Annotated in this window: 15 protein-coding genes; 9 read left to right on the plus strand and 6 right to left on the minus strand. The window is 29.9% G+C overall.

Annotation, left to right across the window (positions count from 1 at the left end):
* Positions 1 to 440: 440 nt before the first annotated feature.
* From ACFRAE_RS08675 to ACFRAE_RS08690, 4 genes are all read left to right on the plus strand, one after another.
* Complete coding sequence (locus tag ACFRAE_RS08675; protein ID WP_422796750.1) at positions 441 to 677, plus strand: hypothetical protein; 237 nt, start codon at positions 441 to 443, stop codon at positions 675 to 677.
* Between the two features lie 273 nt (positions 678 to 950).
* A complete protein-coding gene (locus ACFRAE_RS08680; protein WP_422796751.1) occupies positions 951 to 2012 on the plus strand; it encodes a fatty acid desaturase family protein in 1062 nt (353 codons plus the stop codon).
* Between the two features lie 275 nt (positions 2013 to 2287).
* The gene (locus tag ACFRAE_RS08685) at positions 2288 to 2479 is read left to right on the plus strand and encodes a cold-shock protein (RefSeq protein ID WP_422796752.1); all 192 of its coding nucleotides are present in this window, start codon (positions 2288 to 2290) and stop codon (positions 2477 to 2479) included.
* A 244-nt stretch (positions 2480 to 2723) separates the two neighbouring features.
* Entirely contained in the window at positions 2724 to 3044 is a 321-nt protein-coding gene (locus tag ACFRAE_RS08690; RefSeq protein ID WP_422796753.1) for a hypothetical protein, read from the plus strand.
* 29 nt (positions 3045 to 3073) lie between these two features.
* On the opposite strand, the gene ACFRAE_RS08695 is transcribed toward ACFRAE_RS08690, so the two are convergent.
* Together ACFRAE_RS08695 and ACFRAE_RS08700 are read right to left on the minus strand one after the other, a co-directional pair.
* Complete coding sequence (locus tag ACFRAE_RS08695) at positions 3074 to 3982, minus strand: hypothetical protein (protein WP_422796754.1); 909 nt, start codon at positions 3980 to 3982, stop codon at positions 3074 to 3076.
* 943 nt (positions 3983 to 4925) lie between these two features.
* Positions 4926 to 5120: a CsbD family protein gene (locus ACFRAE_RS08700; protein ID WP_422796755.1), complete on the minus strand. Its 195-nt coding sequence runs from the start codon at positions 5118 to 5120 to the stop codon at positions 4926 to 4928.
* Between the two features lie 151 nt (positions 5121 to 5271).
* On the opposite strand from ACFRAE_RS08700, the gene ACFRAE_RS08705 reads away from it, so the two are divergent.
* Positions 5272 to 5802, plus strand: a complete 531-nt coding sequence (locus tag ACFRAE_RS08705) for a ferritin-like domain-containing protein (RefSeq protein WP_422796756.1) — start codon at positions 5272 to 5274, stop codon at positions 5800 to 5802.
* A 182-nt stretch (positions 5803 to 5984) separates the two neighbouring features.
* Here the strand turns inward: ACFRAE_RS08705 and ACFRAE_RS08710 are convergent, their stop codons facing one another.
* On the minus strand, positions 5985 to 6419 hold the full coding sequence (locus tag ACFRAE_RS08710; protein WP_422796757.1) for a hypothetical protein: 435 nt from the start codon (positions 6417 to 6419) through the stop codon (positions 5985 to 5987).
* Positions 6420 to 6601: 182 nt separating this feature from the next.
* On the opposite strand from ACFRAE_RS08710, the gene ACFRAE_RS08715 reads away from it, so the two are divergent.
* On the plus strand, positions 6602 to 6730 hold the full coding sequence (locus ACFRAE_RS08715) for a hypothetical protein (RefSeq protein WP_422796758.1): 129 nt from the start codon (positions 6602 to 6604) through the stop codon (positions 6728 to 6730).
* Positions 6731 to 7265: 535 nt separating this feature from the next.
* Here ACFRAE_RS08715 and ACFRAE_RS08720 read toward each other — a convergent pair.
* A complete protein-coding gene (locus ACFRAE_RS08720; RefSeq protein WP_422796759.1) occupies positions 7266 to 7487 on the minus strand; it encodes a hypothetical protein in 222 nt (73 codons plus the stop codon).
* Positions 7488 to 8093: 606 nt separating this feature from the next.
* Between ACFRAE_RS08720 and ACFRAE_RS08725 the strand changes: the two genes are divergently transcribed.
* Positions 8094 to 8423 (plus strand): transposase, encoded by a 330-nt coding sequence (locus tag ACFRAE_RS08725; RefSeq protein WP_422796760.1) that lies wholly within the window; start codon positions 8094 to 8096, stop codon positions 8421 to 8423.
* Positions 8424 to 8818: 395 nt separating this feature from the next.
* Positions 8819 to 9406, plus strand: a complete 588-nt coding sequence (locus ACFRAE_RS08730) for an IS3 family transposase (RefSeq protein WP_422796885.1) — start codon at positions 8819 to 8821, stop codon at positions 9404 to 9406.
* Positions 9407 to 9499: 93 nt separating this feature from the next.
* On the opposite strand, the gene ACFRAE_RS08735 is transcribed toward ACFRAE_RS08730, so the two are convergent.
* Positions 9500 to 10012, minus strand: a complete 513-nt coding sequence (locus ACFRAE_RS08735; RefSeq protein WP_422796761.1) for an RNA polymerase sigma factor — start codon at positions 10010 to 10012, stop codon at positions 9500 to 9502.
* Between the two features lie 273 nt (positions 10013 to 10285).
* Here ACFRAE_RS08735 and ACFRAE_RS08740 point away from each other — a divergent pair, with 273 nt between their 5' ends.
* The gene (locus ACFRAE_RS08740; protein WP_422796762.1) at positions 10286 to 10810 is read left to right on the plus strand and encodes a hypothetical protein; all 525 of its coding nucleotides are present in this window, start codon (positions 10286 to 10288) and stop codon (positions 10808 to 10810) included.
* On the opposite strand, the gene ACFRAE_RS08745 is transcribed toward ACFRAE_RS08740, so the two are convergent.
* Positions 10793 to 12934: an ATP-binding protein gene (locus ACFRAE_RS08745; RefSeq protein ID WP_422796763.1), complete on the minus strand. Its 2142-nt coding sequence runs from the start codon at positions 12932 to 12934 to the stop codon at positions 10793 to 10795. The genes ACFRAE_RS08740 and ACFRAE_RS08745 overlap by 18 nt on opposite strands.
* Positions 12935 to 13310: the final 376 nt, after the last annotated feature.

A 13310-nucleotide genomic window follows, 5' to 3' on the forward strand; every position in this document is an offset into this window, starting at 1 on the left:
ACATGGATTTAATACGATAGTTTGTCAAGCAAAAACGCAAAGAACTTCAAAGCAATCCTCGTACTAGACCATCACTATTAGCCATCTATAGTGTACATACTACATATTCCTCCTTCTACTTAATTATTTTAGATTCTAAGTAGTTAAATGGTTTTTTCTTCAATAGTAATAGGAAATAAAATTTTCTTACGAATAGTTTCAAATCCTTCCTCCAATTATTTTTTTAGCAGGTAATAAATTTATATGATTAGAAATCATTTTCATTTTATGATAACAGCAATATCGAATATTTGTATTAATTAATATTTTAATAAAATATCAGTATAAATATTTCGTGGAATTTATTGTTTTAATATTTGAAGCTCAAAATAACACCTTAAAATATGAACAAAAATAAATAGTAACTGTTAATAATAATATAAACTATAAATATTATTATTATGGCACTAAATACAGCAAATGAAGACCAAGTAAGTAAAGAAATTGAAAGTCAAACTGCAAAGATTCCTTCAGTTATTTTTCTAGGAGCAGCATTATTATCCATGGGAATATCAGCAGCAATAAAATGTTCTAAAGGAAAAGATGATAAAAATGCACTTTTTATCGGGCAATGGGCGGCTCCTTTTTTATTATTAGGAATTTACAATAAAATCGTGAAAACGCAAGGTCACGATTAAAAGTTTTTAAACCAAGTGTTTAATTCTATATTTTATTTAAGTGTTTAATACCCCTAAATATTTTTGAGGGGTATTAAATTTATAATAACATCATTTATTCGATTCTTTGTTCAAGTTTCTTTCAAAAATGATATAAATTTAAAAGAAATGAATTTGACAAAATTTTTACACGGAATAAATTAGAATATCATACAAAATTTGATTTAATGTTTTATTTTAGCTCGGATAAACTTGAATTTTAGTATATCAAATTAGTAACAATAGTATAATACAATGAATACCCAAGTAAAATTTAATAATGCTGATGCATTATTTTCCAAAGCTTTAAAACTAAAAATTAACAACTACTTTCAAAAAGATCAAATCAACAAAACTGGATCCAGAAGATTAATGTTAAAGGCAATTATTCTTTTGTCAAGTTTAGCCCTAATCTATTCTATTTTATTATTTATTCAACCTCATTGGATTTTCAATCTAATATTATGTGTCATCCTAGGAGTAAATTTAGCGGCAATAGGATTTAATATTATGCATGATGCTGGCCATAATTCCTTTTCTGAAAATAAGAAATTAAATACAATATTGTCTTACTCATTAAATTTGCTTGGAGGAAATATATTTTTATGGAAATTAAAACATAACATTGCACATCATACTTACACAAATATAAATGGAGAAGATCATGATATTGAAATTAAGTTTATGCGTATTCATCATGATCAGCCACTTAAAAGACACCATAAGTATCAGCATTTTTATTTTATTCTATTATATTCGATATCCTATTTGGCTTGGATTTTCTTTCAAGATTATGAAAAATATTTTAGGCAAAGGTTGAGTGTTAATTCAGAAAAGTTTCATTTTCCGAGAAATGAAAAAATTATTTTTTGGGTAAGTAAATTCATTCATTTTAATATTTTTATTACTATCCCTATTATTTTTGTTGGCTTTGGACCTACCTTTATTGGGCTTTTGGTAACAAGTATTGTATGTGGATTATGTCTAGCAACAGTATTCCAATTAGCACATGTTGTAGATGAAACTGAATTTAAAACTTTAGATAATTATAAAGTTGAAGATGAGTGGATGATTCATCAACTTCAATCGACCGCAAATTTTGCAACTAAAAGCAAAATATTGACTTGGTTATTAGGAGGTTTAAATTATCAAGTAGAACATCATTTATTTCCTAAAATAAGTCATATCCATTATCCCAAAATCAATGAATTTGTTAAGGAAACTTGCGTAGAGTATGATATCAAATATAACGAATATAAAACATTTGTGGATGCATTTAAATCACACCTCAAAGTAATCAAATCTATGTCAGTTTAAATATTATTTGCAAATTAAATATTTTATCTTAACTTTGTATTGTAATCAGGCTCTGCCAATGCTTCTCTGAAACCGATCAGTTTACTCATCTTTTTTAGTTTTTGCTTATCAGTAGCTCATGTTATCATCTATTTGATGAAGTATCTATTTGAAATTGTTACCCTCAACTCATTTAATTCTCATTTTATATTGTTAGCAAATGGTTATTTTAAGACAGAAGTCTTAAATGGGTCGGCTTATGCCATAACAATTTTTTTATTTAAATCATTAAAACAATGCAACAAGGAACAGTAAAATTCTTCAACGACACAAAAGGATTTGGATTTATTACACCTAATGATGGTGGTGACGATATCTTCGTACACACTACTGGACTTAGAGATAACATCAGAGAAAATGACGAAGTTACATTTGATGTTGAAAACGGAAGAAAAGGAATTAACGCGACAAATGTTCGTGTAGCCTAATACAATCATTAATCTTGCATGATTATGATGTGGCTGAAGATTAAACGTTTCCAGTCACATTTTTATATTAATAATTTTGTGCTTGTTAAACCCTACATTCTTTTTGAAAGTAGGGTTTTTTTTAATTAAAAATTTTGTTTATAAATTTCTTTTATAGTCATCTATAAAATTTGTTAAATTTATTTGTCAAGGTATATAATTTATTAGATACAAGTTTTACTAAAAATATTAGTAATTTTGAACCGTGAATACTCCTGCTTGGCTTAACAGAAAAAAAAAAACTCCTAGTCATGTAATCTCCTTGATTAATAATGCTAGGGTAAATGGCTGCTGGATATTTCATGAGAAATCACAAAAATTCTATACTCCTGATGAATTTGAAAAGGATTGGGAAAGGGCTTATCATTCTGCAAATAAATACAATAATTTCAAGGAATTTAAAATTGTCAATCCACTGTATGCAGTTAGGTTATGTGCAAGATGGTTAGATATCGCTAATCAGCGTAACCAAGAGATTCTTAAGAAGCTGGAGGAGTATTCAGGGGAATTCAAAAAAAAAGCCTAACTAAATAATTAGGCTTAATGTTGTTAATTTTAAAATTGGTTGTAATAAAATGTTGATAAAAGTTTTGAATCAATCTTTTGATTAGGGTGAGCTTTACTTAACTTTTCTACTGAAGAAGCAGGAATTAATAAAAACTTATAAGTTAATGTATATTTATTTACTTCCGATTTTAATGCAGCTAAAGCATTTTGTTTGGATAAATTAGTCTTGTCTATTCCTGCTCCATTTTTTGGGAATGTAAATGTATTATTATCAAATTTTACATCATTTTCAACATCTGCATAGTAATAAAAATCACCATTAGATATATCTACCTCATTGAGTGACCATGGGGTTAAATTAGATTTTATTTGAATGATCACCACCCCCTCATCTAAATACTTTTGAATATTTCCTACAGTAATCTTAATGTCAGTATCACCGGTGGATATTGAGCTTAAATTTTCACTAGGATCATATTCATTAAAATTAATTTCATTATCAATAATATTTAATCTAATGCCTTCTTTAATAAGAATTCTTATTTCTTCATTAGCATCACTCTTTAAATTTACAGGTGTACCCCAACCAGTAGATACTTTAGCTCCATAAATATTAAAGTTTTCTGTGTCAATATAAAAGTCTCCTATAGAACCATTCCCTGCAGCTGGAGCACCTTTTCCATTTAAGATTGTATTACTACTTGATCCTGCAGAACCGCTTAATACAATTCCTGATCCCCAATTATTTCCTTTTTTAGGTCCAAATAATATTTTTGAATGTACATTCAGAAAGAAATCTCCTTCTTTTCCTATTGTGCTTGTTGGGTTGCTAGCTCCACTTAAAATGTTGGTTCCATCTTTCCCGGGAATACCTTGATCACCTTGAGGACCTGGACCACCTTCTTTAGAACAGGATAGTGTTAACACAATTAATAACAATGTAAAAATTTTTTTCATAATAGATTTGGTAATTTTGGCAAAAATGATTAATTATTTTGATTTAATAAATAGGTATTTAAAATTTGCAAAAATTATTTTCAGAAGAGATACATTTTATATAGGATTTGATCAATTGTTGATAATAAATATTAAATCCCTACACATGAAGTGCAGGGATTTAAATTATCGACAAAATATATATATGAGACATTCACAAAAAAATAGAATTACACAGGTATTGTTGTAACATTAATAACACAAAATAATTTTAATTTTAAAAATTAAAAAAACAATAGTTTTATTTACATTCTTAGTAAGATGTTCCTAAGTGGATTTTTGATTTATTAAGTATAATCCATACACCCACGAAGGGATTTTCTCTTTAAACATTATAAATGGAAATGAAAATTTTTCAATAAATCCTTCATCGTCCGTTATAAAAAAAAATCCATCTACAGGATCATGATGTCCAAAATATATTTTGCCTAAACTAAATTTTAATATTTTGCTACCGGATATTCCGATAGCCTCTTGGATACATTCGAGGTGCATTTGATTGTTAGGTGATTTATAATATTATAAATGTCAGGAATTTATTTCAATTAATTATAAAACAAAAGTAATAACTGTTTGGTATGTAGTGATTTGTCGATATATCCTACTACTGTGTTTATGCAAAATTAATGTTTGCTGTGGTAATATTTTATCAAAATTGACAGGTTTATATGTTTCAACACATACAAAAAGTTACTGACTGGGAGTAAATAAGAGTAATAAGGCTGTGGTTATTATTAAGAATTAAGAGCGTTTGACACTAAGAAATACCCAATAATTGCTTACATTAAGAAAATAATTCCTAAACATCACTTTCATATTTCAGTCCTTTTCATTCATTAAACCTATTATAAAAAAAGCCTAACTAGGTTGTTAGGCTTTAATTAATGAGCATAAAACAAAAACGTTAATCTTTATCTAAATCTTTCAACCAGGATTGAACTTCTTCACGAGTTTTTCCGGTCTTTTTTTGAAGCTTTCCATATAACTCATCCTCTTTCCCTTCAGCATATAATAAATCGTCATCTGTTAAATCAGCGTATTGTTGTTTAACTTTACCTTTTAACACGTTCCAGCGTCCTTTTAAATCTAATGAGTCCATAATATTATATATTAGTGTATAGGTATAACATTATTTATTCCTATTTGTTTGAAAGCTTTTAATATAAAGATTCTTGCCGGTAAATACTTTTATTTATTGAAACAATTTGCTAGTTAGATTGTTATAAAATTGAATTAAATTTTTAAATGTTATGGCTACCACAAAAACAGAAACTAAAGTAAAGGCTAAAACAGACGCAGCCAAAAATTTGCAAGATTTATTTGAAGATGGATTAAAGGATATTTATTGGGCAGAGAAGGAGTTGGTAAAAGCTCTTCCTAAAATGGAAAAGAATGCAACTTCAAAGGAATTGAAAGCTGCAATTCAATCACATTTGGAAGAAACTAAAGAACATGTTTCTCGATTGGAAGATGTTTTTAAATCAATAGGGGAAAAAGCGGAAGCGGAAAAATGTGATGCAATGGCTGGATTATTAGAGGAAGGTGAAGGCATTATGGAGGAGACAGAGGTTGGTTCTGTCCGAGATGCCGGTATCATTGCTGCTTCACAAAAGGTTGAACATTATGAAATAGCAACCTATGGTACCTTAGCTGCTTTTGCTAAAGTTTTAGGCCATAAAGAAGCCTTGAAAATATTATTAAAAACTCTAAAGGAAGAAAAAGCATGCGATGAAAAACTAACATCACTTGCCGATACAAATTTAAATTCTAAAGCAGAGTAATTAATTGATTAAAATGGACGAAAATACCACTTAGTTAAAGTGGTATTTTTTTATTTTAATTTTCATACTTATTTAATTCCAGAAAATTTGGGAATGTATTTATACTTTTTTTAGGTTCAATAGATTGTAAATAAATTAGTAAATCGAGGAAATTTTCTTTTTCAGTTCATAAAATAATATTATTATTCAAATCCTTTTATAATAAATTGTACCAAAGAATCAATATATTTTTTATCTACAGTGATACCTAAATCATCATTATAATGGTCTGATACATCGACTCCACCTGATCTCGACTTTTCGGTTCTATTTGCCTGAATATAAATGAATGTACTGCCATCATTTGTATTTCTAAAAAGAATGTTATAATGAATAATATCTCCAATTTTTCTTGAAATTATTCTTTTATCTTTTAAAAGGTATTTGCATTGTATTAATCTGGAGTTTTTATCAACAGATTCTATAAAATATGGACTTACTATCAATCTTTCTAATGTTCCCTCAAAAGCTTCTAATTCAGAAGTATTATTAATTTTTATTACATTGTTTTCTCCTCTTTCTTGAGCCATTAATTGTGTGAAATATAAGACAAAAAATAACAATAAAAGGTTTTTCATAAAAAAATCATTTGGTCGAAAAAATAGTTCATTAATAGTTTAGAAAAAAATACAAACTAAAGGTTTAACGATAATTTTAAATAATTGTAATTTTTATTTTATAAAAAACATATCTATACATAAGCATTCAACCATGGGCTATTAATCTAAAATGTATGTGTTTACCCCCTTTTCGGTAATACATGGCTAATCTAGATAGTGCCTTGTCTGCTATATTTCTAAACGGCTACCTCATCCTATTTGATATTCATTACCTCACAAATAATATAAATTATCGGTTTGTGAAATCTCTTCGTGAAGAGGCTATCTAAAAAGGTCTCTTAATTCAAGAACTCTGTCATTAAAAAATGCGGATTTTTTCTGTTTTTGTTCTTAAGATGCACCCAAAAATCTATAGGAACATAGAATTCAAATCGCTTCCATTCAATATTCCGAGTCTTTTTCCCTATATTTTTGATCGTATCCCAGTGAACCACCAGGTTCAGCTGTTGAGTTAGGTTGTTGACCAGATCATCTGGAGCATATTATCCGTTAGTATAAAGGTTGGGGCACGACTATTTTAAATCCCAGGATGCTCATCAAGAAATTAGTCTACGCTTATTCAAGCAACACTTATTTTTGCTAAAAGATGGAGCGCGACTAACAAGAGAACGCCTAATTCCTGCGGCTTTCGGGTAACAGTGCACCTGACTATTTTAAAATCAATTATTACAGAGGAAAGCGTCTTAACAGATAGATAAAAGAGCTGTTTGCCAGTATCGTTTGGATGCTGATGGGCATGGAATTGGTCAGCTGGAGAGCTCACTAATATGTAGATCTTACTTAGATCGAAAAGGCCGCTGGTTGTTATACATATCTTAGGAAGAAATCGATTGAAAATAAGGTAAAATTGACGTCAAACATTGCATCGATTGTTTCGGAAATAGACGTGCAGCTCACCAAAGACCATTCTTCATTAGGCAATCCAGAAATCAGCAAGGCCATCGTTAGTGCACAGTGACAAGAAAACATCAAACCGATCAATGCTAAGTTCAAAGGAAAAGATAAATCCACTAATAAGCTGCTCAAGTAGCTTGAAGAGGATTACTTTTTCCGATTGCAGAAATTGAGGAGCATCTGAAATACTAGTAAATCGCAATAGCTATAGTAAAAACCGATTCCGATGCCGTGTTTATTCTGATGAAAGAAAACTACAAGAAGCTTGATCAGTTCAAGTCAATCTACAAAACACTGATCATCGCCCATTATAGCCTTTATCAAACAACCGCAAGCACTATAATTTTACAGGAACATTTTTAGAAGAAATAAAAATGAGTTTTTGTTCAGTTATCCATTGTTATTAAATACAAATTTGAACGATAGTAGAATCTAGTTGTTCAATAAATAATGATGTTTTTTTATATTTTAACTATTATAGTTTTGAATAATGATTATAGATTAATTCAGTGTTACATATGATAGATATGGATGTTCTTAACAAAAGAAATATGGAGAATTTGGTAAAATTTATTGGAGTTGATGCTGATGGTGGAGTGAATTTACAACAAGGACTACCGAATGAAATACTAAATTAACCAAGGAATATGCCAATAGAAAAAAGAACAACGAGTAGAATTTATCAATTGGTCTTATACGCCTATAACTTTACAGTTTTGTAGAAAAACTTAAAGTAAGATGAAAGAACAATCATTATCAAGATTTGAGTTCCCTGAGGAATTTAAAGAAAAACTGGTAGAGTTGGTGGTTTACAAAAATGTATCAGCCGCCCAAGTTGCTAAGAAATACGACTTGCCCAACATTCATGTTTTGATTAATTGGATTAACAACTACAAGAGTAAATTAGAAAAAGGAGCCGTAACTTTAGTTCCTATGGAAAAGCCAAATACCAAAGACACTGTTTTATTGAAGAAGCGGATCAAGGATCTGGAAAAAGCATTGGAGAAAGCGAATGTGCTTATTTATGGTCTTAATGCGATGATTGACCATGCTGAAAAGGAAAGTTAAGTCCCTATCCGAAAAAAGGGTGGTACCAAACAATAAAGCTGATCAAAGAGAAACGCATTACAAAGATGGGGGTCGGACCGCTTTGTAAATTGTTTGGTAAGACCCGGCAGGCTTATTATAATCACATCTGGCATCTCTGCGACAAGAACTCCCAGGATGATCTTGCCTTGGAGATGGTACGTCTGGTTCGGAGAGAACTCCCAGGATTGGGTGGGCATAAACTTTATAGATGCCTTTACGCTCCATTTCGCAGCAATGGAATTACTATGGGCAGAGATAAACTATATACGCTTTTGCGCAGACACAAGTTGTTGATTGATAGAAAAAAGAAAAAAAGTCCAGGCACTACTCAGTCCAATCATTCATACTTAAAATATCCGGATTTAACATAAGAACTGAAGCCTGAGCACAGTAATCAACTGTGGGTTTCTGATATTACCTATATTTCCGTGGGTTATGATTTTAATTACCTTTCACTGATCACGGATGCCTACTCAAGGAAGATTATGGGCTATTGCCTTCATCCTTATTTAACGGCACAAGGTGTTGTAAATGCACTAAAAATGGCGCTTAAGGAAAGATCTGTCGGAGATTCCTTAATCCATCATTCAGACCGTGGAGTACAGTATTGTTGTTTCGAATATATTCTACGATTAAAAAAAGCTGGTATTAAAATCAGTATGACTGAGAACGGAGAAGCCTATGAGAACCCAATTGCAGAAAGAGTCAATGGCATCCTTAAAACAGAATTCAAGCTAAAACGCGTCTTCTCGTCCAGAAGTGAGGCATTGCTGGAAGTAACTAAAAGCATTGAATCTTATAATCACCTTAGACCACATATGAGTTGCGACTACCTAACTCCTGCAGTAGCACATACATCAGAAAAGCCACTAATCAAGCGTTGGAAAAACTGCAGAAAAAAACATAAAAAGATGCAAGAAAACTATATATTTTATAAATATAACCCTCTACAAAAACTGTAAAGCATTCCCCGTATTAGACCTTTTGTAAACCTTTTTTAGGAACGGACAATTTTAAGCAGCGGTTCAAAAAAGACGCTGCTTAAAATTAATTAACTACTTTTCACCGTTCATATTTAACTGTTTTTGAAGGTTCTTTCTTATGATGTGAATACGTGATTTTATGGTGCCTTCTGGAATTCCATACCTTTCAGATAATTCCCTGTATTTATAACCACTCACATAATCATTAAACATATTTCCTTGCGATGATGGAAGCTTGGCTACTATTTTGGATATATCATTTAGCAACATGCGTTTATCCGATATATCTTCATTAAATGGCTCTATCGTAGCACTTTGAAGCTCATAATGAAAAACAATATCTTCATAATTTTGTTTATGTTGTAATCGCTTGTATTGATTGATATATACATTGCGCATAATCACATATAACCAAGAAACAACCTGAGGATTTTGTATAAACTGATCCATATATTTCAAAGCTCTCAAGAAGGTCTCTTGTACCAAATCATTAATTGCTTCTTGATCTTTTGTAAAGCGTTTTGCTAAGCCTTTGAGTATGCACTGATACTCTAATAACTGATTGTTAAATATTCTGTTTTCCATGAAAAATATGTTTGATTTGTAGCTGATTAACTACAAATATTCTGCAAAAGTTTTCTTTACAGGATATTTTAGGTGTTTAAACTTTCATTTGTGGTACTTCCCGCGTTTTAGTCGCGATTTATACGTTATTGAAACAGTAAAAATACTATTGGAACATTAAATAAATTATTTTCATTTGAGCGAAAGAGTATTTACACCTGTTTTTAATAAATAAATTTCTGCATTCAACAATTAGACATTCAACAGTGTTCAATAGGAAAAGATTAAATTGTTATGCGGTTGATTATATTAATGTTTTGTACGGTGATTACTTTCCTTAGTTGCTCTGAAGGTTTTATAAAAAATCAAAAAGAAATAAGGACTTTAAAGGAAATTATTTTATTACGCACGGAGGGAGTTATTTTATTGGAAAATTATATCGCTTTGCGTTCTAATCAAGAAGAAGAAAATGGGAATATGATTAGCGAAATTAAACGATTTTATTCGGAGACACAACAGCCACTAGTGGATTTATGTGTTCGAAAACCATTGGATCTTTCTTTAAACCAGTATTTTATGATAAGTGAACAAATAGAGGTGACTATGGCCGATACCATCAACGCTCCTCATATTCTTGTTGAAAATTTATTGGTAAATTTTAATAAACAAAAAATGTTTTATTTTCAAGTGTTACAAGATCCTAGATTATCGACTTTACATAGTTTTGTATTAAATTCGTATCTTGAAATAAATAAAATTATTGGTGCTATTCAAGACCCTTTGTCCAGTCGGATTAATATCTTAAAAAGTGGATTCTAACAATACAGCTGGAAATTCGCTAACGATAGGGAAATACAATTTTACTGTCGTTCCAACATTTTCAATTGAGGATATTTCTATTTTCCCACCAAGTCTTTCCATAATTCTTTTTACTAACGCTAAACCAATACCACTGCCATTATAGTGTTGAACATTTTTAGCTCTCGAAAGCATTTCAAAAATATGTTCTAGATCAGACGCTGGAATTCCTATACCGTTGTCAGATATGGTATAGCATACCATATTGGTAATAACGGTACTGGTAATAAGAATTTTAGGGTGCTGTGAATTCTGTGTGTATTTTATAGAGTTGCCTAAAATATTGGAGAATATCTGATACACTGCAATTTTTTCTCCCCAAACCGGTAGTAAAGAGTCATATTCCACCTCACAATTGTATTGATAAATTAATAAATTCTCTTCCATAATTTTACGAATTAAATAAGCAAGTGCTATTGGATTTTTTTGCATTTTTTCCATTTTGGAATGGGAGAGTTTAATGATATTTTCAATAATATCTTCAATATTTTCAATACCAGAAGCCAGTGTATGAAACCACCTTGTTTTAATAGCTGCCTCTAAATCGTCATGTTGATTTTTTAAAAATTCTATCCCCATTTTTAAGATGGATAAAGGATTTTTAAGATCATGCGAGAGAGTATAGGTAAACATCTCCAATTCATTATTGAGTTCTGCTAAACTTTTTGTTAACCTCTTACTCTCTAAAGAGTTTTGCATAAGAGAATCATTAAGTGTAATTTGTAATGAATTTAATAAGTTGATTTCTTGATCATCCCAAGGGATGGCTGAATCATAGATTGTTTTATCCCAACAAAATATTCCTAGTGGATGATTCTCCGAAAGTTGAAGTTGTGTTTCAGAAGTGATGGACTCTCTTTTAAAAAGTAATATATAATATCCTTTGCTTTTGTCAACATTATAGGCAATTAAACCAGCAAATGGCAATTCTTCTTCGAAAAAATGTTTATGATTTTTTTTAAAATTATGATCTAAAAGAATGGTTTTATCATTTGATTTTTGCAAATAATGAATGATATCATAAAATAATTTGGAGGAAGGTGTTAAACCTTTGAAATATATATCTCCTTCATTGTATATTGCAATTCCGTCTGATTTAAGCATTAAACGTAAGTTGTCCATATATTCGATCAAGGCACAGTGTATTGTTTTGTGCTGAGTGAGTCTTTGGAATAACGTTGTCTGAAACTCGCGTACTTGTTGATTGATGTCCAAAAGTCCTTGCTTAACGAGTGTTTCATATTTACTCATTGCATTTTGAACAATAAACGTACAAATTTTTCGATTTTGAAGATCGACCATTTTTTCGATATAATTATGTGCAACTACAAGTCCCCAAAACTTTCCTTGCAAGAAAAGTGGAAAAAAAATCGCGGACTGAACTCCAAGATATTCTAAAAATTTTAAATGAATTTTGGAAGGACTAATTAATTGAGTACTATTGATATCAATATCGGTGGATATATTATATAAATCTTGCGTTTCCTCATTAATACAAGGAAGATATCGGTAAGGTATACTATCGAAATAGGGTATGGAATCAGCGGGTAAAAAATGACGTGAATATTCTTTTTTTGCGAATGAAATGCAGGAAGGAGATATGTTCTCTGCCAAAACTTTACTATGACCTGTTTCTTGTACTTGAAGCACAAAAACACGATCATATTGAATTATTTTATTTATTGCTTTACAGACATAGTTCCAATTGTTGGAATAATTATGTTCGAAAAGAAAACCTATTTCATTTAAATCTGAGGTTGAAATTTTCTTCCGATACTGAGGTTCCCATTCGAGGTATATTAAAGATTTAACTTTGCTAATTTTTATATAGTAGGTGATGTTATTTATTTTTTTAGTTAATAAGGCGCGTGGTTGTTGTCCTGTAGAAAATTCAACTACTGTTTTCTTTAATTTATGGTAAGTTTTTTTAAATAAAATATTTAATAATTCATCAAAAGAGTGATTTAATAAGGGTTGAACAGGTTTAGAAATAAAACAGCTGAAATTATGGGTGATTCCTACAATATTTAAATTTAAATCTAAAATAATGAGCTGCCCAAACTTTTGAACTTTTATAGTTTTCAAATTACGATGAGTCTTAATGAAGATGTATTCTAAATGTAATACTATTCATTTAAATAAAAAAATATTCAAAAAAGTTAATTTGTAATTTAATTTTTCATGTTTATTTATTTTGAACACTAATATTTTAATACAATTTAATTTTAAATAATTTTTCTTATTGTTTTAATTAGGTATTACAGCTTGTGGCGAGCGATAGATTTTCTTTGTTATTGAAATTATTTTCATCCTAATGAAAATAGTTGATGAAATAAGTAGAAATATGTGCAAAATTATAATTTCTTGAGTTTGAAAAATATTTTATACTTGGTTTTCAAATATTTAGAACCTTAACTATTCATATATTAAATAGACTTGACAAGAAGTTAACAACTACATG

Origin of the sequence: Sphingobacterium sp. HJSM2_6, assembly GCF_049316305.1 — a bacterium.
In the GTDB taxonomy this organism is placed as follows: Bacteria; Bacteroidota; Bacteroidia; order Sphingobacteriales; family Sphingobacteriaceae; genus Sphingobacterium.

Excerpts from the sequence above, each read along its gene's own strand:
- ACFRAE_RS08675 (WP_422796750.1), top strand. The coding sequence starts at position 441 with ATGGCACTAAATACAGCAAATGAAGACCAAGTAAGTAAAGAAATTGAA.
- ACFRAE_RS08680 (WP_422796751.1), top strand. The coding sequence starts at position 951 with ATGAATACCCAAGTAAAATTTAATAATGCTGATGCATTATTTTCCAAA.
- ACFRAE_RS08685 (WP_422796752.1), top strand. The coding sequence starts at position 2,288 with ATGCAACAAGGAACAGTAAAATTCTTCAACGACACAAAAGGATTTGGA.
- ACFRAE_RS08695 (WP_422796754.1), bottom strand. The coding sequence starts at position 3,982 with ATGAAAAAAATTTTTACATTGTTATTAATTGTGTTAACACTATCCTGT.
- ACFRAE_RS08700 (WP_422796755.1), bottom strand. The coding sequence starts at position 5,120 with ATGGACTCATTAGATTTAAAAGGACGCTGGAACGTGTTAAAAGGTAAA.
- ACFRAE_RS08705 (WP_422796756.1), top strand. The coding sequence starts at position 5,272 with ATGGCTACCACAAAAACAGAAACTAAAGTAAAGGCTAAAACAGACGCA.
- ACFRAE_RS08710 (WP_422796757.1), bottom strand. The coding sequence starts at position 6,419 with ATGAAAAACCTTTTATTGTTATTTTTTGTCTTATATTTCACACAATTA.
- ACFRAE_RS08715 (WP_422796758.1), top strand. The coding sequence starts at position 6,602 with ATGGCTAATCTAGATAGTGCCTTGTCTGCTATATTTCTAAACGGCTAC.
- ACFRAE_RS08725 (WP_422796760.1), top strand. The coding sequence starts at position 8,094 with ATGAAAGAACAATCATTATCAAGATTTGAGTTCCCTGAGGAATTTAAA.
- ACFRAE_RS08735 (WP_422796761.1), bottom strand. The coding sequence starts at position 10,012 with ATGGAAAACAGAATATTTAACAATCAGTTATTAGAGTATCAGTGCATA.
- ACFRAE_RS08740 (WP_422796762.1), top strand. The coding sequence starts at position 10,286 with ATGCGGTTGATTATATTAATGTTTTGTACGGTGATTACTTTCCTTAGT.